The organism is Bradyrhizobium nanningense, assembly GCF_004114535.1.
Taxonomy (GTDB): Bacteria; Pseudomonadota; Alphaproteobacteria; order Rhizobiales; family Xanthobacteraceae; genus Bradyrhizobium; species Bradyrhizobium nanningense.
On the sequence record NZ_LBJC01000013.1, the window covers coordinates 60336 to 79550 of the forward strand.

Annotated in this window: 16 protein-coding genes; 9 read left to right on the forward strand and 7 right to left on the reverse strand. The window is 65.9% G+C overall.

Annotated features, from left to right (window positions below; all coding sequences use genetic code 11):
* Positions 1 to 44: 44 nt before the first annotated feature.
* The 7 genes from XH84_RS07725 to ku form a co-directional block, all read right to left on the reverse strand.
* Positions 45 to 2798 (reverse strand): beta strand repeat-containing protein, encoded by a 2754-nt coding sequence (locus tag XH84_RS07725; protein ID WP_128918967.1) that lies wholly within the window; start codon positions 2796 to 2798, stop codon positions 45 to 47.
* Positions 2799 to 4185: 1387 nt separating this feature from the next.
* Entirely contained in the window at positions 4186 to 5781 is a 1596-nt protein-coding gene (locus XH84_RS07735; RefSeq protein ID WP_128918969.1) for an MBL fold metallo-hydrolase, read from the reverse strand.
* A complete protein-coding gene (locus XH84_RS07740; protein ID WP_128918970.1) occupies positions 5778 to 6698 on the reverse strand; it encodes a ribose-phosphate pyrophosphokinase in 921 nt (306 codons plus the stop codon). Before XH84_RS07740 ends, XH84_RS07735 begins: the two co-directional genes overlap by 4 nt.
* Entirely contained in the window at positions 6695 to 8236 is a 1542-nt protein-coding gene (locus tag XH84_RS07745; protein WP_128918971.1) for a thymidine phosphorylase family protein, read from the reverse strand. Before XH84_RS07745 ends, XH84_RS07740 begins: the two co-directional genes overlap by 4 nt.
* 221 nt (positions 8237 to 8457) lie before the next feature.
* On the reverse strand, positions 8458 to 8622 hold the full coding sequence (locus XH84_RS07750) for a Flp family type IVb pilin (RefSeq protein WP_128918972.1): 165 nt from the start codon (positions 8620 to 8622) through the stop codon (positions 8458 to 8460).
* Positions 8623 to 8899: 277 nt separating this feature from the next.
* Positions 8900 to 9136, reverse strand: coding sequence for a hypothetical protein (locus XH84_RS07755; protein ID WP_128918973.1), 237 nt, complete (start codon positions 9134 to 9136; stop codon positions 8900 to 8902).
* Positions 9137 to 9194: 58 nt separating this feature from the next.
* Positions 9195 to 10166: a non-homologous end joining protein Ku gene (gene ku / locus XH84_RS07760; RefSeq protein WP_128918974.1), complete on the reverse strand. Its 972-nt coding sequence runs from the start codon at positions 10164 to 10166 to the stop codon at positions 9195 to 9197.
* 236 nt (positions 10167 to 10402) lie between these two features.
* On the opposite strand from ku, the gene XH84_RS39585 reads away from it, so the two are divergent.
* The 9 genes from XH84_RS39585 (at position 10403) to XH84_RS07800 (ending at position 19124) form a co-directional block, all read left to right on the forward strand.
* Complete coding sequence (locus XH84_RS39585; RefSeq protein WP_164936196.1) at positions 10403 to 10558, forward strand: hypothetical protein; 156 nt, start codon at positions 10403 to 10405, stop codon at positions 10556 to 10558.
* A gap of 231 nt (positions 10559 to 10789) precedes the next feature.
* Positions 10790 to 11455 (forward strand): response regulator transcription factor, encoded by a 666-nt coding sequence (locus tag XH84_RS07765; RefSeq protein WP_018315821.1) that lies wholly within the window; start codon positions 10790 to 10792, stop codon positions 11453 to 11455.
* 94 nt (positions 11456 to 11549) lie between these two features.
* Entirely contained in the window at positions 11550 to 12926 is a 1377-nt protein-coding gene (locus XH84_RS07770) for a sensor histidine kinase (protein WP_128918975.1), read from the forward strand.
* Between the two features lie 159 nt (positions 12927 to 13085).
* Entirely contained in the window at positions 13086 to 14486 is a 1401-nt protein-coding gene (locus XH84_RS07775; RefSeq protein WP_128918976.1) for a hypothetical protein, read from the forward strand.
* 99 nt (positions 14487 to 14585) lie between these two features.
* Complete coding sequence (locus tag XH84_RS07780; RefSeq protein WP_128918977.1) at positions 14586 to 14855, forward strand: hypothetical protein; 270 nt, start codon at positions 14586 to 14588, stop codon at positions 14853 to 14855.
* Between the two features lie 131 nt (positions 14856 to 14986).
* Positions 14987 to 16093: a c-type cytochrome biogenesis protein CcmI gene (gene ccmI, locus XH84_RS07785; RefSeq protein WP_128918978.1), complete on the forward strand. Its 1107-nt coding sequence runs from the start codon at positions 14987 to 14989 to the stop codon at positions 16091 to 16093.
* A 37-nt stretch (positions 16094 to 16130) separates the two neighbouring features.
* Positions 16131 to 16658, forward strand: coding sequence for a cytochrome c maturation protein CcmE (gene ccmE, locus XH84_RS07790; protein ID WP_128918979.1), 528 nt, complete (start codon positions 16131 to 16133; stop codon positions 16656 to 16658).
* A complete protein-coding gene (locus XH84_RS07795) occupies positions 16655 to 18637 on the forward strand; it encodes a heme lyase CcmF/NrfE family subunit (RefSeq protein ID WP_128918980.1) in 1983 nt (660 codons plus the stop codon). The genes ccmE and XH84_RS07795 overlap by 4 nt, the downstream gene beginning before the upstream one ends.
* 4 nt (positions 18638 to 18641) lie before the next feature.
* Positions 18642 to 19124, forward strand: coding sequence for a cytochrome c-type biogenesis protein (locus XH84_RS07800; RefSeq protein ID WP_128918981.1), 483 nt, complete (start codon positions 18642 to 18644; stop codon positions 19122 to 19124).
* Positions 19125 to 19215: the final 91 nt, after the last annotated feature.

Here is a 19215-nt window from a genome sequence, read left to right on the forward strand (position 1 = left end):
CGCCTGGGCGCCGACGCCGCCAACGCAAGTCCGGAACCGCCTGTTTAGACCAGCGTGCCCGCGTGCAAGCTTGCATGGGCGAGCAGCGATTGAAGCACGACGTTGCTGCCGGGCCCTCCGTCCAGCACGTCGATGCCGCCGCCGCCGCTCAGGATGTCGTCGCCGATCCCGCCGAGCAGCGTATCGTTGCCGGCGCTTCCGATGAGGACGTCGTCGCCGACGCCGCCGTCGAAAACGAGGTGCGGCCCGCCGGGGCCGACGCCCGACGCCGTGATCACGTCATCACCGCCCAGACCGTTGATAGTGATGGTGTCGTTGAAGTCGAAATTCTCGATCACGACCTGGCTGGCCAGACCGTCGATCACCAGCGCGCCGTTGCTGTTGAGCGACAGCGTGATGACGTCGTCCCCGCCGGTGCCGTTGATTGTGATGTTGTCGACCGCGCCGTCGCCGCCGGGGGTGCCGGGGACGCCGCCGAGGTCGATCTTCACCTGCGTCACGTCGGTGCCGCTCATGTCGCCGACGGTGATCTTGTCGGCGCCGCCGCGGGCGTTGAACGCGATCGTCTCGACGCCGCCCGTGTCCATCGTGATGGAAGCGACGTCCCGCGTCAGCTCGGCACGGGAGCCGTTCGCGAAGATGTCGATGGTTTCGGCGATGTTGGCGCCGTTGAACAGCAGGGTGTCGCTGCCGGCCTGGCCCTCGATCGTGTCGTTGTCGTCGCCGGGATTCCAGACGAAGGTGTCGTTGCCTGCACCCATCAGGGCGACGTCGTTGCCGTCGCCGCCGTTGATGAGGTCGTCGCCCTGGCTGCCGCGGATGGTGTCGTTGCCGATGCCGCCGTTGATCGTCAGCTGCAGCACGCCGGCAGCGAGCCCGCTGGCGTCGATGGTGTCGTCGCCGGCAAGGCCATTGAGCGTCAGCTGATCGGTTGCGTCCATGGAGGTCAGGTGGGTCGCCGCATGCAGGCCGAACACCGTCACGCCGCCGGCATTGCCGCTGACGCCGAACGTGTCGGCGCCCTGGGTCGCGTCGACCGAGACGGTATCGACGGCGCCGTCGGGCGTTCCGGCCGGACCGGCGAGGTCGATGTTCACCCGCGTCACGTCGGTCCCGCTCAAATCGCCCACCGCGATATGGTCGGCGCCGCCCAACGCGTGGATATCGACGTGCTCGACCCCGTGCAGGTCCATCGTGATATTGGCAACGTCGCGCGTCAGCAGGGCGCGGTCGCCGTTCGCCACAACGGCCATGGTCTCGGCAATGTTGGCGCCGAAGAACTGCAGCGTGTCGACGCCGGTGCCGCCCTCGACGGTGTCGCTGCCGTCGCCGGGATTCCATTGAAAGACATCCGTGCCAGCACCCAGCAGGGCGACGTCGTTGCCGCGGCCGCCGACGACGAAATCGTTGCCGTCGCCGCCGATCAGCGTGTCGTTGCCGCCGCTGCCGGTGATCGTGTCATTGCCGGCGCCGCCATCGATCGTCAGGTGCACGATCCCCGCGGCAAGCGCGGCCGCCGAGATCGTATCGTTGCCGGCGAGGCCTTCGACGAGAAGGGCATCGTTCGCGCCTTCCGCATTGGTGATGTTGACGGCGGCCGGCAGGCCCGTGACCGCGACGGACGTGCCCGAGCCGGAGATCTGAATCGCGTCGGCGCTGTTCGTGCCCACCAGCGTCACGGTATCGGCCGCGCCGTCACCGGCGCCGGCCGATCCGAGATCGATATTGACCTGTTTGACGTCGGTGCCCGCCAGATTGTTGACGACGATGTTGTCGCTGCCGCCGCGTGCATTGATGGTGATGGTTTCGATGCTGTCGAGGTCCATCGTGACGTTGCCGACGTTGCGGGTCAGCTGCGTGTGTCCGCCACTGGCGGCGGACAAGGTGATGTCCTCGCTGATGTTCGCGCCGTTGAAGAGGAGGGTATCTGTTCCGGCCTGCCCGTCGACCTTGTCGCTGCCGTCGCCGGGGTCCCACTGGAAGGTATCGTTGCCGGCGCCCAAGAGGGCGGTGTCGTTGCCCTGGTTGCCGTCGATGAAATCGTTGCCGTCGCCGCCCAGCAGGCGATCGGCGCCGTTGCCGCCGAGGATCGTGTCGTTGCCGGCGCCACCGTCGAGCGTCAGATTGATCAGCGCAGCGAGATTGCCGGTGGCAGTAATGACGTCGTCGCCGCCACCTGCATGGACCACGAGGTTTTCCGTGGTGCCGATGTCCAGCGAGAACGGTGCCGGATCGACCCGGTCGAAGCGCACGCGCGTGCCGTTGGCCGTGATGGCGAAGATCTCGCTGCCGTTACCGCCGTTGACCTCGGTGGTGTCGATGCCTTCGCCGCCTTCCATCAGGTCGCTGTCGTCGCCGGGGTTCCAGATCATGCGGTCGTCGCCGGCCTCGCCGAACATCTGGTCGTCGCCGTCGCCGCCGACCAGCACGTCATTGCCGGAGCCGCCGAACAGCAGGTCATTGCCGCCCTTGCCGAACAGCGTGTCGTTGCCGGACTGGCCGAATAGCATGTCGCCGCCGGATCCGCCGGTCAACGTATCGTTGCCGGCGCCACCGAACAGGTTCGCCGCTGGCATCGCGCCGTTGCTCTCGTCGATCGTGATGATGTCGTTGCCGTCCAGCCCGAAGGCCTGGATCAATTTGGTGTTGGCGACCGTGGCGGGGCCGCCTTTGACCGCGACCGCGCCGCCGTTGACGACGATTGTCCCGGCCGCATTCCGGCCCAACGTGACCGCGTTGTTGTTGCCGTCGCCAAAGACGGTGAGAATTCCGGCGGAAAAATTTGCTATGACAGCCATGTGCACTTCTCGCTCTGCGTGATCGAAATGGGCCGTGCGGCGGGATCGTGACGCTCTTCGCGATGCCGAGGCGAACGACAAACGATCTCGTCTGTAGGCCGGGACGCCAGTTCCGGCTTGAGGGAAGTCTTCGGACCGGCTCCTGTTTTTCTTGAGAACAGCTTGATTTTCGGGCGAGGCCGGTCTGAGCGCGACGCCTCGTCCTTCGAGACGACCGCTTTGCGGTCTCCTCAGGATGAGGCTCATCGGCGCCGGTGCCGTTGAAACTGCTGCCGCGCACACCGTCCTCATCCTGAGGAGCCCGCCTAAAGCGGGCGTCTCGAAGGATGGTTGCGGGCGATGGGCGAGACGAAGAGCCGAATGGGTCTTGTCCGAAGCGGGGTACACAATCCCTTGCGTTGCCCGACGTGCAAAACACGCCAGCGCTGGGTCGAGAGCCGCCGGAAAAAATATTCGTATTTACAGGAATTCGGTTTTGCCGTACAAGCCTGGACATCCCGCCCGCCACAAGGGGCGTTTCGCGATCGTCACGGGACGCGGGCCGGGATGCGGTGGCCGCGACGGCGTCGGCGCGCGATGTGGATTGCAGGGCGGGCGACCGTGAGCAGCGACAGGCGCGATACGACACGGCGCTGACAGCGTCTTCGAATGGCCTCGACGGTGAGCGCACGCCAGCCGTGGAGAACCCAGCGAGGATGTGCGCGGACGGAGAAGTCGTGTGGTCCTGACGCCCGGGGTCTGTGCGTCAAGTCCTGCGGAGATGCAGCGGCCAACCGGCGCGCGCATCGATCATCCGCAAGGCGACGGGGGCAATAGTGCATCGCTCCCCGGGGAGAGCACGAAGGACACCGTGAAAACCATCCGCGCAGGGAAGGCCGGGATGTCCCGGCGTCACCTGTCGTCCACCCCGTGCGCGCTTCTTCAGCACACGCGGGACTTCGGGTGCCAGCCGGCGCCCGGCCTTCCCTGCGCCCTTGTTGAGATAAGGGCGGAAGAAGACAGCAAAGCTCGGGCGAAACAAGCCGCGAGAATGGGCAGGCGTGTCAATCGTCAACAGCGGTCTTCTGCCCCGGACGCAGCGCAGCGCCCCCGGCGATGCGAAGCATCGTCCGGTGCGGTGCGCTGCAGAGCCGGGGCCCATGTATCAGCGGAATGCGCAGCCTTCTGGGTTCCGGCTCTGCGCCGCAGCGCAAGAGCGCTCCAGCGCGTCCGGGACACGAGAGAGGCGTGTTAAGGCGATGTCATCTCCCCACACTCCGTCATTGCGAGGAGCTCTTGCGACGAAGCAATCCAGAGTCTAACCGCCGAGGGATTCTGGATTGCTCGCTGCGCTCGCAATGCGGAATCTGCTGAGACGCCGATGCCTATTACTGCGACCGCCGTCCGGCTACACCTTCTCCTCCAGCGCCCGGCGCAGCCTGCGGATGATGACGCCGCGGGCGCGGTCGTCGGCGGCCGCCCCAATCCTGTCGTTGATGTCGAGCATGAGCTCCGACATCTCGTTGTGCCAGTCGAGACGGGTCACGGCCTCCGGCGCGAGCCGCCGACGGTGATCGACGTCGAGCACGCGCGGTTCGGGCGCGGCGAGCTCGTAGATGTCGTCCAGCATAGGCTGGTAGACCTTGGCCGCCGGAATGATGCGCTCGGCGACGCGTTCGGCGAGTCCGGCAATGGCGCCTTCCTCGCCATGGACCAGGAACAGCCCGCGGGCGATGGGGCGGCGCGCCGCGATCCAGCTGGCAATGCCGGCGCCGTCGGCGTGCCCCGAATATTCGTCGATCATTCGGATGCGGGCCGCGACCTTGATCTCCTCCCCCTGGATCCGCACGGCCTTGGCTCCGTTCTGGAGGAAGCGGCCGAGCGTGCCGTTGGCCTGGAAGCCGGCGAGCAGCACGGTCGCGCGCTCGTTCCACAGCCAGCGCTTCAGATGATGGCGGATGCGGCCGGCATCGCACATGCCGCTCGCGGCGATGATGATATGGAATCCGGACAGGCGCATGATCGCCTTGCTCTCGTCCGCGGTCTCGGTGAATTTGAGATGCGGCGAGTTGAGCAGGCGCGTTGCATCGACCGATGGATCGAGGCTCGCGGCATGGCGGCGAAACACTTCGGTCGCGCGGATCGCGAGCGGAGAGTCGAGGAAGATCGGTGCGGTCGGAATCTCGCCGTGCTCCATCAGGTCGACGAGATCGACGATCAGCTCCTGGGTGCGCTCGACCGCGAAGGCGGGCAGCAGCAGCGCGCCGCCGGCCGCCGCCGCATCGCGCACCTCTGCCGCGAGGTGCTTGCGGCGCAGCGCAGGTGTCGTGGCCTCGCGTATCCGGTCACCATAGGTCGATTCCGAGATGATGTAGTCGAGGTCGCTTGGCGCTTCGGGATCGGGCTGCAGCAGCTTGGCCTCCGGTCCGACGTCGCCGGAGAGCAGCACGCGCAGCGGGCGTGGCGAGCCCTGCTCGGCGATTTCGAGTTCGATCGAGGCGGAGCCGAGCAGATGGCCCGCGTTCCAATAGCGCGCGCGGACGCCCGGGATCACGTCGGTCCAGCGTTCGTAGTCGACCGCGCGAAACGATTGCAGCGATGCGATCGCATCGGCCTGCGTGTAGATCGGCAGCACCTCCTTGCGCCCGCGCGAGGCGTTGCGCCGGTTGAGTTGCGCAACTTCCGATTCCTGGATGCTGCCGGCGTCGGGCAGCATGTAGGAGCAGAGGTCGATGGTGCCGCGCGTCGCCAGGATCGGACCCTCGAAGCCCGCGCGCACGAGTTTCGGCAACAGACCGCTGTGGTCGATATGGGCATGCGTGAGCAGCACTGCATCGATATCGGCAGGGCGGAACGGAAAGGCGCCGTAGTTGAGCTCCTTCAGCGTCTTCTGGCCCTGGAACAGGCCGCAATCGACCAGGAAGCGGCCGCTTGCGGTCTGGAACAGATAGCTCGACCCGGTCACGGTGCGGGCGGCACCACAAAATCGAACGGTGATGCTCATGGAATCGTCTCCGGAAGATGCGTCGTGGTCAGTTCGGACCGCAAGGCGTCCGCGAGAATCTCGTCGAGCGCAATCGCGTTGGTTGGATGCGGCACGCTGTCGGTCGAGCGAACCAACCGGATGCCGGCCTCGGTGAAGGCGGCGATCATCGCGGGTGGAAACAGCGCATGCGTCACGATCGCATCGACGGCGGTCGCGCCCATCGCCGTCAGGGCCTTCGCCGCCGCGATCAGCGTCGTCCCTGAGGAGACGATGTCGTCCACCAGGAGCGCGGGCCGTCCCGCCAGCAGGCCGGGATCGGCAAAACTGATGGAAACGGATCGATCGCCGTGCCGCGCCTTTCGGGCCACCGTATGCTGCAATCGCAGCCGGCTCGCGATGTCGTTCACCCATGGCTCGGACTCCATGTCGGGCCCGATTACGATTGTTGCGGGGTCGATACCGCCGGTCGCCAGCGCGTTCGCGATGACAGGCATGGCGGACAGGTTCTCCGCTTCGATGCCTGGAAAGACCGACCTGATGTCGGGGGTACGATGCAGGTGCGCATCCACGGTGACGATTCGGTCGACGGTCCTTGCGAGCAGAGCGCCCATGGCACGCTGGCTGATGGCCTCGCCCGCATGAAATGCAGCGTCCTGCCGCATGTAGCAAAGATAGGGTGCGACCAGGACCAGCCGCTTCGCGCCGCCACGCCGCAATGCCTCCGCAGCGAACAGCAAGGCGATCAGCTTGTCATTGGGTTGATCGAGCGAGACATAGAGGAGGATGGTATCAGCGGCCGGCGCGACGACGACGCGCAGCTCGCCGTCCGGAAAGCGATGCACGGCGATCTCGGCGCAGGAAAGCCCGAGCCGCGCCGCAAGGCGTGTCGCCGCATCGACGCCGCCGGGCAGTGTCTGGAGCGCGATCGTGCTCACGACGCTGACTTGCCCTCCGTGGCCTCGTGACCGTTGACGACGTAACCGCTCTCCTCAGTGGCGGCATCGGCCGCCAGATCGTGCTCGGGACGGTCGAAGGTGTAGACGCGATAGAGCGGCTCGCCCTGCTCGACGCGATCGCCGATCTTCTTGAACAGGCGGATGCCGGCACCCTTGTCGAGCGGCGCGCCGGCGGTGCGGGCAAGGCGGTTCAGACGCAGGCAGTCGATCTGGGACACCATGCCGTCATGCGTCGCCTTGACGTCGAAGCTGAGCGGCCCCAGCTCGTTGCTGTAGGTCGAGGGGCCCTGGGCGTCGATGATCTTCTGCATCTGCTTCAGTGCCGCGCCGCTGTCGAGCAATTCGCGCGCGCGGGCATAGCCGGCGCCGCCACGCAGCTTCGGATCGTATTCCAGGAGATGTGCGGCGAGCCGCAGCGATTTCTCGCGCAGGTCACGCGGCGCATCCTTCTCGTTGCCGAGCACCGCCATGACGTCATTGGCCTCGAGCACCGGCCCGATGCCGTTGCCGATCGGCTGGCTTCCGTCGGTCACGATCACCTCGACCGTGCGGCCGAAGCGGTCGCCGACGAATTCGAACAGCTTGCGCAGCCGCATCGCCTCGACGCCGCTGGTGACTTTCGCGGTCGGCCCGACCGGAATGTCGATCAACAGATGCGTCGAGCCCGCCGCGATCTTCTTGGACATGATGGAGGCGACCATCTGCTCGCGGGTATCGAGGCTGAGCGGGCGCTCGACCGAGATCAGGACGTCGTCGGCCGGCGACAGGTTCACGTGCCCGCCCCAGATCAGGCAGCCGTTGCAGGCCGAGACGATCGCCTTCATCTCCTCGACGCCGACATTCACCCGCGCCAAGACTTCCATCGTGTCGGCGGTGCCGGCGGGCGAGGTGATGGCGCGCGAGGAGGTCTTCGGGATCGGCAGGCCGTGCGCGGCGACGATCGGCACCACGACCATCGAGGTGCGATTGCCGGGGATGCCTCCGATGCAATGCTTGTCGACGACAACAGGGGTCGGCCACACCAATTGCGTGCCGGCCTGGGCCATCGCCCCGGTGAGCGAGAGCAGCTCGTCGCTGGTGATGAAGCTCGCCGAACCGATCAGGAAGGCGGCAATCTCCATGTCCGAGTAGCGATAATGTGCGAGGTCGTTGATGATCGCGCCGATCTCGGCCTGGCTCAGCGTTCGTCCGTGGATCTTCGCGCGCACCGCTTCCAGGCTCTCCGGAGGGGAGGCCGGCCTGATCGTGACCTGCGTGCCCACGCCTTGCGCGAAGCGCCGGAATGCCGGCTCGGAGAGTCCGATCTCGTCCGGGGCCGCCAGCGTGTCGTCGTCGGTGATCAGCAACGTCGCCAGCATGACCTTGTCGCCCTGACGCAGCTCGACGCGGCTGAAGCCGCGGAAGATCTCGGCGCGCAGCGCTTTCGACTGCCTGGAGAGGACGACGACGTTCTCGCGGCCGGTATCGAGCCGGACGCGGCGGATCTTCAGTCGGGAGTGCGGAAGCTCTGGATGCATGGACAGGCCGGCAGGGAGGAAACCCGGCCTCCATGCTTAGACGTCGCGGCCGTGATGCTGTTGACCCAGATCATGGCCCGCGCGCGGCCGCGGCATGGGCAGGCCGTGGCATGCCGTCACGCAGGCTCGCCGTTGCAGGCGTGCCAGGCCGGAAATGACGGGGGGAGCTGAATGTCGTGGCGATATCGCCGATGTCGGCCGGCCAAACCGGGAATCGGGCGCTACTTGATCGCCGAGCTGACCGCGTTGAACTTGCTGTTGAGGAGGGCGCCGCCCGTGTTGTTCACGGCCGTCACGATTGCCAGCGCGATCCCCGCGGCGATGAGGCCGTACTCGATCGCGGTCGCACCGTTCTCATCGGCAAGGAAAGACCTGAGCAAACGCATTGCCAACTCCTGTTCATCCGATGGTCGCGTCGTCATCGAACTCGTAAATAGATCGAATAAGTCTTTGTGCGCGCCAAAAGAATTAAGCCCGGGCAATCGCGCCTCCGCTGATACGACAGCAGTCATTAAATTAAGGTTCCGCCGCTCAGTCCAAATGGATTCAAATCGGCAGACGCTCGTGGGTAGGGCGAGCGCCGGCAGGCGCTCCCACGACGGTCGCATCGGGGGAGAGGTGTCGGTTAACGGATTGTTGAGGCTGTTTGCCCGGCCATCGCGCTCATCGGCGCCGGCCAGGCGCATTCAGGGCCCGCAACATGGCGATACGGGCGAACATCAGCCAGCCGCCGCCCGTCTCGGCCGCATTGATCAAGGTCTCGACGGCGGTCTGCCAGTGCGCCTCGTGCTGGGCATCCTCGGGCAGTTGCATGATGTAGTCTGCGGCGTCCTGGAGTGTGAGCAGCGTGCGCTTGCTGCTCACGCGAACGGGATCGTCGAACGCCGTCGACCAGGGCATGTCAGGCCGCCCGATCCGCGAGAGGTGGCATCACGGCGCGATTGCAGATGCGATGCCGTCAGCCCGCCTTCTTCGCCCGCACCGGCTTGTCGGCGGCCTTTTTCGGGGCTTCCTTCGCCGTCTTCGCCGCAGCGTCCTTGCCGCCCTTGCCTGATATCGGCAGCAGCATCTCGCGCTGGCCCTCGACGCGCTTCTTCGACTTCTTGGCCTTGGCGGTCTCCTTGGCGACCTTCGCCGCGGGCGCTGTGTCCTTTTCGTTCGCGATGCTCTTCTTCAGCGCGTCCATCAAGTTGATGACGTTGCCGCCGGTCTTCGGCGCGGCCTTGGCTGCGATCGGCATGCCGCTGCGCTTCTTGTTGATGAGATCGATCAGGGCGGTCTCGTAATGATCCTCGAACAGCTCGGGCTCGAACGCGCCGGACTTCTTCTCGACGATGTGCTTGGCGAGGTCGAGCATGTCCTTGGTGAGCTTCACATCCTGGATGTCGTCGAAATATTCGGTTTCGCTGCGGACCTCGTAAGGGTAGCGCAGCAGCGTGCCCATCAGTCCGCTCTCGAGCGGCTCGAGCGCGATGATGTGCTCGCGGTTGGTCAGCACCACGCGGCCGATCGCGACCTTGTCCATGCTGCGGATGGTCTCGCGGATCACGGCATAGGCGTCATGGCCGACCTTGCCGTCCGGCACGAGATAATAGGGGCGGATCAGATAGCGGTTGTCGATGTCGGTCTTCGGTACGAACTCGTCGATCTCGATCGTGTGCGTGGAATCGAGCGCGATGTCGTCGAGTTCGTCCTTGGTGACCTCGATATAGGTGTCGGTGTCGACTTTGTAGCCCTTGACGATGTCCTCGGAAGTCACCTCGTCACCGGTCTCGGCGTCGACCTTGAGGTACTTGATCCGGTGGCCGGTCTTGCGGTTGATCTGGTTGAAGGAGACCTTCTCGGTATCCGAAGTGGCCGGATAGAGCGCGACCGGGCAGGTCACGAGCGACAAACGCAGAAAACCCTTCCAATTGGCGCGGGGGGCCATGGGCTACTCCAAACGCAACAGGGACAGATGACAAGGATACCATCGGGGAACAACGAATCAAAGCAAGGTCGGTTGCTGAATCTTCCAACTGCGTTAACCGGCCGCTGGGCCATGCTGCCGCTTGCCCGATCCCTGCGCAAAAGCCGGAACATCATATCCAATCACGCGTTGGCTCAGGACATCGGCTGCGAGGAGGTCGCGGCTATCGAAAGCGACATCCAGAGATTGAGGGCACCATGGCAACCACGCGAGAGCAGCATCAGATCGTGGAAACTCCGACCGAGGCGCGCCAGGGCGAGCCGGGGCCTTCGGTGGCGGCGCTGCTCGCCATTTCGACCGGGCTTGCGATCCTGATCCTCGCCGTCATCTGGTTCGTATTCTTCCGGACCTGACGGCCGAATTCACGGGAAGGGCGGGACCTCCCGAGGCGCCGCGGCACGCGGCACATAGCGCCCGTCCTGCTGCCGGCTCGTCCGGTCGCAGGGCGGGCGCTGTCGCGTTGGCCGCAAACACATCGTATATGACCAAAAAGTAACGCGGCAGGTTCCCGGCGTTCATATTCGGTTCACGCCGGAATTGCTCATCTGGCGCGGTGTTGTCGCGGTCTATTTCGGGAGAGAAGCGTGCGCCTGCTCGTTGTTGAGGACGACCCCGATCTCAATCGCCAGCTCACCAAGGCGCTGACCGACGCCGGCTATGTCGTCGATCGGGCCTTCGACGGGGAGGAGGGGCACTATCTCGGCGACAACGAGCCGTATGATGCCGTCGTGCTCGACATCGGTCTGCCGAAGAAGGACGGCATCTCGGTGCTGGAGGCTTGGCGCCGCAACGGCCGCACCATGCCGGTGCTGATCCTCACCGCGCGCGACCGTTGGAGCGACAAGGTGCAGGGGTTCGATGCCGGCGCCGACGACTATGTCGCAAAGCCGTTCCACCTGGAGGAAGTGCTGGCACGCATCCGCGCGCTGCTGCGCCGTTCGACCGGCCATGCCCAGAGCGAGCTCAGCTGCGGCCCCGTCACGCTCGATACCAGGACCGGCCGGGTCAGCGTCTCCGGTAATCCCGTCAAGATGACCTCGCACGAATATCGGCTTCTGGCCTACCTCATGCACCATTCCGGGCGGGTGGTCTCCCGCACCGAGCTGGTCGAGCATCTCTACGACCAGGACTTTGACCGCGACTCCAATACGATCGAGGTGTTCGTCGGCCGCATCCGCAAGAAGCTCGATGTCGACATCATCCAGACGGTCCGCGGCCTCGGCTATCTCCTGACCCCGCCGGCGGCCTGACGCGTTCCGGGGCTTGACGGGCCGCGCGACAGGGGCCTTGGTCCGGTCATGACCTCCGACGCCCTGTCATCCTGCGCCTCCCGGGATCGTTCCGATGGCCGCTAGCTCACTTGCCAACCGACTGTTCCTGTCGGCGACCGCCTGGCTCGTGGTGATCCTGGCCATCACCGGCGTGGTGCTGTCGTCGGTCTACAAGAATGCCACCGAGCGCGCCTTCGACCGCCGGCTCAACCTCTATCTGCGCACCCTCATCGCCGAGGTCGCGACTCCCGACGAGCCGCCGGACCGCCAGTTCCAGTCGCTGGGCGAGCCCTTGTTCGAGCTGCCGCTGTCGGGCTGGTACTGGCAGATCACCCGGACCGACACCGAAAAGCCGGAAGTGCGCTCCTCGCGCTCGCTCTGGGACAAGAAGCTGCCGAAGCTGGAGGAGCAGGGCACCGAGCTCACCGCTGCCGGCATTCGCCTCGCCTATGTCGACGGTCCCGAAGGGCAGAACCTGCGCATGGTCGAACGTCCCGTCGATCTCGGCGCCGACGGCAAATTTCTGGTCAGCGTCGCCGGCGACGACACCGAGATATTCGACGAGACGCGCAGCTTCGACTATTATCTCGGCGGCACCTTCACCGCGCTCGGCATCGTTTTGCTGCTGACCACCGTGTTCCAGGTCCGCTTCGGCCTCGCGCCGCTCAAGCGCATCTCCGAATCGATCGCCGACATCCGCTCCGGGCGGGCGGAGCGGCTCGAGGGCGAATTCCCGGTCGAGATCGCGCCATTGGCGCGCGAGACAAACGCACTGATCGATGCCAATCGCGAGATCGTCGAGCGCGCGCGCACCCATGTCGGCAATCTCGCCCACGCGATCAAGACGCCGCTCTCGGTCATCGTCAACGAGGCCGGCGCCCACCTCGCCGATCCCTTCGCGGCCAAGGTGATGGAGCAGGCGGACGTGATGCGCGACCAGGTCGCCCATCATCTGGAGCGTGCGCGCATCGCAGCGCGGGTCTCGGTGGTCGCGACCGTGACCGAGGTGGCGCCCACCATCGAGGCACTGCGGCGGACCATGGAGAAGATCCATCGTGATCGGGGCATCGCGGTCGAGGCCAAGGCCGATCATTCGGCGAAATTTCGCGGCGAGCGCCAGGATCTGGAAGAGATGGTCGGCAATCTCGTCGACAATGCCTGCAAATGGGCAGCCTCACGCGTCTTCATCGAGGCCCTGGTGGAGACGCCGCCCCAGGCGGGGGTGGGCCCACGGCTGCGGATCATCGTCGATGACGACGGCCGGGGCCTGTCGGAGGCCGAGCGCGCCCAGGTCTCCCGGCGCGGCCAGCGGCTCGACGAGTCCAAGCCCGGCTCGGGACTGGGACTGTCGATCGTGACCGACCTCGCCGCGCTCTACGGCGGCAGCCTCTCGCTCGGCGGCGCGCCAACCGGCGGCCTGCGGGCCGAACTGATCCTTCCGGGAATATAATCCTTTGTTCCGACGCGGTTTTTCGTCCTCGCCAGGGGCCGGACGAGGCCAATCAAGGGGATTCGGTCCGACTTCCTAAACGGCTTCTTAAGTGGGCCCTCTTATGATCGCGCCCGGACGCATCCATGTCCGCCATTTTACCGTGCATTACCCGGGCGCATGAGCCAGACATCGATCGAGCGGCTGAGGGAATATCTCGCGCAGCTCCCGCCGCAGGCGCAGGCGCTGCTGATGCGGGAGTTCGAGCGTGCGCTCGAGCGCGGCCAGGACACCGCGGTGGCGACCCTCGTGCTCGAGCAGTTGCGTAAGATCGTCCGCAAGACCGAAGCCGATGAGGCCCCGCCGCCGCGCACGGACGATCTGTCGCGGCTGCTGTTCCAGGTGCTGGAACCGTTCCTGGTCGAAGCGGGCGCCCCGATACGGGTCGGTCAGATCCGCCGCTCCTCGCTGCAGCCGATCTGGCAATGGCTCGGCCGCGACGGCGCGCCGGCCAAGGTCAACGAATTCGAAGCGGCGCTGGCGCGCATGCCAGCCGACAGTGCGGGGCAGGTCGAGGCCTTGGCGCAGAAGCTTCAAGCCGTGGCTGCCGATGCCATTTTCGAGCTGACGGGTCCCGGCGGCGGCGACAAATCGCGCGCGCTGGCCCGGGTCGGCCCGCCCAACGTGATCGAGGATCTCTACTCGATCGGAGCGGTGCTTCAGGTCCGAGAGGCCATCGCCGGCCTGAGCGAGAAGCTGCCGCGCACCTTGCGCGCCTTCGGCGATTCCCAGATCGTCTCGGTGACGTCGGCGCTCAACATTCCGGTGCTTCAGACGCCGCAGCTGCTGCCCTTCGCGCTGTCGATCGTGATGCAGCGGATGACCGCGCCGTGGCAGATCATTCGTCTCGCCATCAAGATTGCCGCCTCCGATGACGAGATCCGCGTCGCGGCGACGCCTTACGGCGTCGCCGTCACCATCGCGCTCCACGATCTGTCCTGTGTCGCGGCCACCTTGCGCATGGACATCAAGCGCGGCCATTTCGACAACGTGGCCGGCAATCTCAAGGCGTTGCACGACGGCGTGCGCGGCCTGCGCACCGAGCTCGACCTGCGCAACGATTCCACCTGGGGCAAGCAGCTGACCTCGATCCGGGCCGACATCTCCAATGCGCTGCAATCCGAGATCGACAGCGTTCCCGGCCGCGTCCGCCGCATCCTGCGCCAGCGCCCCGAGAAGGACATTCCGCCGGGGGCACGGATCGACAGCACCGAGGTGGAAGAGACCGTGGCGCTGATCGATTTCGTCGCGACCTGCCGCAACTATGCGAGCGAGCTTGCAATCAACGAGGTGACGCTGCGCACCTATTCCGATCTCCAGCAATATGTCGAACGCTCGACCGAGCAGCTGGTGCAGTCGTTGCGGGCCGCCGATCACAAGGTCCGCACCTATCGACAACAACAGGTGGACGCCGCGATTCGCTTCTGCCAGGTGCTGTTTGGCGACGATTACGCCTCGCTGATGAGCAGGGCCGCGCAGAACGCCGCGACGGGCGAGCGCAAATCGTCGCGCGCGAGCTGATCCAAGCGCATATTTTCGTGGTCACAATTTCTGGTTGACCCTGCCGCGGGCGCGCCGTACGGTTCCCGCGCAAGCTCGGGGAACCTCTATTTGTGGCGCATGAAACCCGTTATCAGCTCGATCGAAATTGAGAACCGCGTCGTCGTTGCCAAGTATCAAAGGCTGATGGTCGGCGCCAAAGTGGTGCTAGTCGAGAAGGCAAGCGGTCGGCAATGGTCCGAGACCCTCACGCGGGTTGCGTCTCCGGTTCCGGTCGGCGCGCTGCGCATCAGATTGCCGGAAGCCGTCACGCCCGGAACGTACTTCCTGAAGGCTTTCAACGGCCACGGCGAGGCCGCCGCGCAAAGTGCGGATTTCGAGATCGCCTAAGCCGTTGGATTTGCACCGTTTCGAGACTGCGTGCGGTCGCGCCAAATTGACAATTGTCAATTGCCGCATCATCCGGCCGTGGTGTAAAGCCACCTATGGGCGCGGTTCGTGCGCTGCCGGAAGCTTGCCAGATGACGCTATGGTTCGTGTTCGCGCTGATGACGGTCGCGGCGATTTTCGCCGTGCTTTGGCCGCTTGGCCGCAAGGAACGCGCCCAGAATCAAGGTAGCGAGGTCGCGGTCTACAAGGACCAGCTGGCCGAGATCGAGCGTGATCTCGCCGCAGGCTTGATTCCCGCGCCGGACGCCGAGGCTGCGCGCGTCGAGATCAGCCGCAGGCTGCTTGCCGCGGCCGCCAGCGAACCCGAAGTGGCACCGACGTCGAATTTGAAATGGCGCCGTGTGGCGGCCGTGCTGGCGCTCGCCGGCCTGCCGCTGGTTGCGATCGCCGTCTACATGCCGCTCGGCTCGCCCCGGCTTCAGGACTTTCCGCTGGCACAACGGGAGCGCGCGCCGGGCAAGGCGCAGTCGCTCGAGAACCTCGTCGAGCAGGTCCAGCAGCATCTGGAGAAGAATCCGACCGACGGCCGCGGCTGGAACGTGCTCGCGCCGGTGCTGCAGCGGCTTGGCCGTTTCGACGATGCGGTGCGCGCCTATCGCAACTCGCTCACCTACAATGGCGAAAGCGCGGAGCGCCGGGCCGATCTTGGCGAAGCGCTCTCGGCCGCCGCCGGCGGCGTCGTAACAGCCGAAGCCAAGTCTGAATTCGAGCGGGCTCACGCCTTGAACGCCGACGATCCCAAGGCCAACTACTTCCTCGGTCTCGCCGCCGAGCAGGACGGCCGCAAAGACGACGCAGCCAATATTTGGCGCGCGCTGCTTGCGAAAGCACCCGCAGATGCGCCCTGGCGCGCCCTGGTGCAGACCTCGCTGGCGCGGGTCGGCGGCGGCGGCACGATGCCGGCGCTGTCCGATGAAACCATCGCTGCTTCCAAGGACATGGCCGAAGGCGATCGCAACGCAATGGTGCGCGGCATGGTCGAACGCCTGGCCACAAGGTTGAAGCAGAACGGCGACGACGTCGATGGATGGCTGCGCCTGGTGCGCGCCTATCTCGTGATGGGCGACCGTGGCAAGGCGATGGGGGCGTCAGTCGATGCCCGGCAGGCGGTTGCCAGCGATGCCGATCGGCTTCGCCAGCTCAACGAAGGCCTCAAGACCCTGGGGCTCGGCGGATGACGATGTCGGAACGAGAGACGCGGAGAACGGATACGCCATGACGCGCAAGCAGCGACGTATGACCATCATCGGCGGCTCGCTCGCCGTGCTTGCGCTCGCGGCCGCGCTGGTCCTCAACGCCCTTCGCGACTCCATCGTGTTCTTCTCGACGCCGACCATGGTCGCTGAGAAGCACGTCGAGCCTGGCCGGCGGTTTCGTCTCGGTGGGCTGGTGCAGCCGGGCTCACTTCAGCGCGGCGACAATCTCGCGGTGACCTTCGAGGTCGCCGACGGCAACGCCAAGCTGCCGGTGGCCTACAAGGGCATCCTGCCGGACCTGTTCCGCGAGGGGCAGGGCGTCGTCGCCGAAGGTGCGCTCGATGCCAATGGCGTGTTCAAGGCCGATACCGTGCTTGCCAAGCACGACGAGACCTACATGCCCAAGGACGTCGCCGATGCTCTGAAAAAGCAGGGGCACTGGAAAGACGATTACGGCGGCAAGCCTTCTGGCGGCGGCAAGACGTCTGATGCAGGCAAGCCGGCGGCGACGACCGCGCAGGGCAATCCGCAAGGAGCGGTGCGGTGATCGCAGAATCCGGACATTACGCGCTGGTGCTGGCGCTTGGGCTCGCACTGATCCAGTCCGTCGTGCCCCTGATCGGCGCGCGGCTGCGCGACGCAGCGCTCATGAACGTGGCGCGCTCCACGGCGCTGGCGCAGCTCCTGTTCGTCGGCGCTTCGTTCATAGCTCTCGTGATGTTGCACGTGAACTCGGATTTCTCCGTCGCCAACGTGTACGAGAATTCCCACTCGATGAAGCCGCTGCTCTACAAGATCACCGGCGTGTGGGGAAACCATGAAGGCTCGATGCTGTTGTGGGTGTCGATCCTCGCGCTGTTCGGCGGGTTGGTCGCGGCCTTCGGCAACAATTTGCCGCTGTCGCTGCGCGCGCATGTGCTCGCCGTCCAGGCCTGGGTCGCCAGCGCCTTCTATCTCTTCATCCTCGTGACGTCGAACCCGTTCCTGCGTATCGCGAGCCCGCCGATCGAGGGACGTGATCTCAATCCGGTGCTCCAGGATGTCGGGCTCGCCGTGCATCCGCCGATGCTCTATCTCGGCTATGTCGGCTTCTCGATCTCGTTCTCCTTTGCCATCGCGGCGCTGATGGAGGGGCGGATCGACGCGGCCTGGGCGCGCTGGGTGCGGCCGTGGACGCTGGTTGCCTGGATCTTCCTGACGCTCGGCATCGCCATGGGCTCGTACTGGGCCTATTACGAGCTCGGCTGGGGCGGCTGGTGGTTCTGGGATCCGGTCGAGAACGCCTCGCTGATGCCGTGGCTCTCCGGCACCGCGCTGCTCCACTCGGCCCTGGTGATGGAGAAGCGCAACGCGCTGAAGGTCTGGACCATCCTGCTCTCGATCCTGACCTTCTCGCTGTCGCTGCTCGGCACCTTCCTGGTGCGTTCGGGCGTCATCACCTCGGTGCACGCCTTCGCCACCGATCCCACCCGCGGCGTGTTCATTCTGCTGATCCTCTGCCTGTTCATCGGCGGCAGCCTGGCGCTGTTCGCGGGCCGCGCGACGTCGTTGAAGCAGGGCGGCCTGTTCGCGCCGATCTCGCGCGAGGGAGCGCTGGTGCTGAACAATCTGCTGCTCACGGTTGCCTGCGCCGTCGTGCTGTTCGGCACGCTGTATCCGCTGGCGATGGAGATGCTCGCCGACTTCAAGATGTCGGTCGGTGCGCCGTTCTACAACCTGACCTTCGCGCCGCTGTTTGCCCTGTTGCTGCTCGCCGTGCCGTTCGGGCCGATGCTGGCATGGAAGCGCGGCGATCTGCTCGGCGTGACGCAGCGCCTGTTAGCTGCGGGCGTTGCCGGGCTCGTCGCCGTCGCTATCGTCTGGGGCTGGACGACGGGCGGCAGCACGCTGGCGCCGCTTGCGATCGGGCTTGGTGTCTTCGTCATCGCCGGTGCCGTCACCGACATCGTCGAGCGGACCGGCCTCGTGCGGCTGCCGTTCGCGACGGTGCTGCACCGGGCCCGCGGCCTGCCGCGCTCGGCCTGGGGCACCGCGTTTGCGCATGCCGGCCTCGGCGTGGCGCTGATCGGGATCGTCTGCGAGACCACCTGGAACAGCGAATATATCGCGACGATGAAGCAGAACGACGTCGCACAGATCGCCGGCTTCGACGTCAAGCTCGACGGGTTGCTGCAGCATCAAGGCCCGAACTATCGTGAGATGATCGCCGAGTTCAACGTCAGCCGCGATGGTCAGCCCCTCAGCGTCATGACGCCTTCGAAGCGCAGCTTCTCCACCCGCGGCTCGTCGACCACCGAGGCCGCGCTGCTGACGCGCGGCGCGAGCCAGCTCTATATCTCGCTCGGCGACACCACGGCCGAGGGCGCCATCGCGGTGCGCATCTATTACAAGCCGATGGTGCTCCTGATCTGGTGGGGACCGGTGCTGATGGCGTTCGGCGGCGTGCTGTCGCTGTCCGACCGGCGCCTGCGGGTCGGCGCGCCGAAGCCGGCGCGGTCCAAGCAGCGCCTCCAGCCGGCGGAGTGATCCGATGCGCCGGATGATGGCCGCGTTCGCCCTGCTGATGCTGCTGGCTTTGCCCGCGGCCCACGCGGTGCAGCCCGACGAGATCATGTCGGATCCCGCCAAGGAAGCCCGTGCGCGCGAGCTGTCGCGCGAGCTCCGCTGCATGGTCTGCCAGAACCAGTCGATCGACGATTCCGATGCGCCGCTAGCACGCGACCTGCGGCTCCTGGTGCGCGAGCGCATCGGCGCCGGCGACAGCAACTCGCAGGTGCTCGACTTCCTGGTCGCGCGCTACGGCGAGTTCGTGCTGTTGAAACCGCGCTTCGAGCGTCAGACCCTGCTGCTGTGGCTGCTCGGGCCGCTGCTGCTGATCGGGGGCGGCGTGGCACTGTGGCTGCAAATCCGGCGTCGCGCGCATGGCGGTGCAGACGTACCGGCGCCGCCGCTCACGCCCGACGAACAGGCGCGGCTCGCGGCCTTGATGTCCGACGAGACCAAGTCTTCCTAGCGGCGCGATGTCGTCCTGGCTACGTAATGCTACGTAAGCTGCGACCGCCGCCGCGTGCTTCATGCTATATTGACCTTTGTCTGGAAGCTTG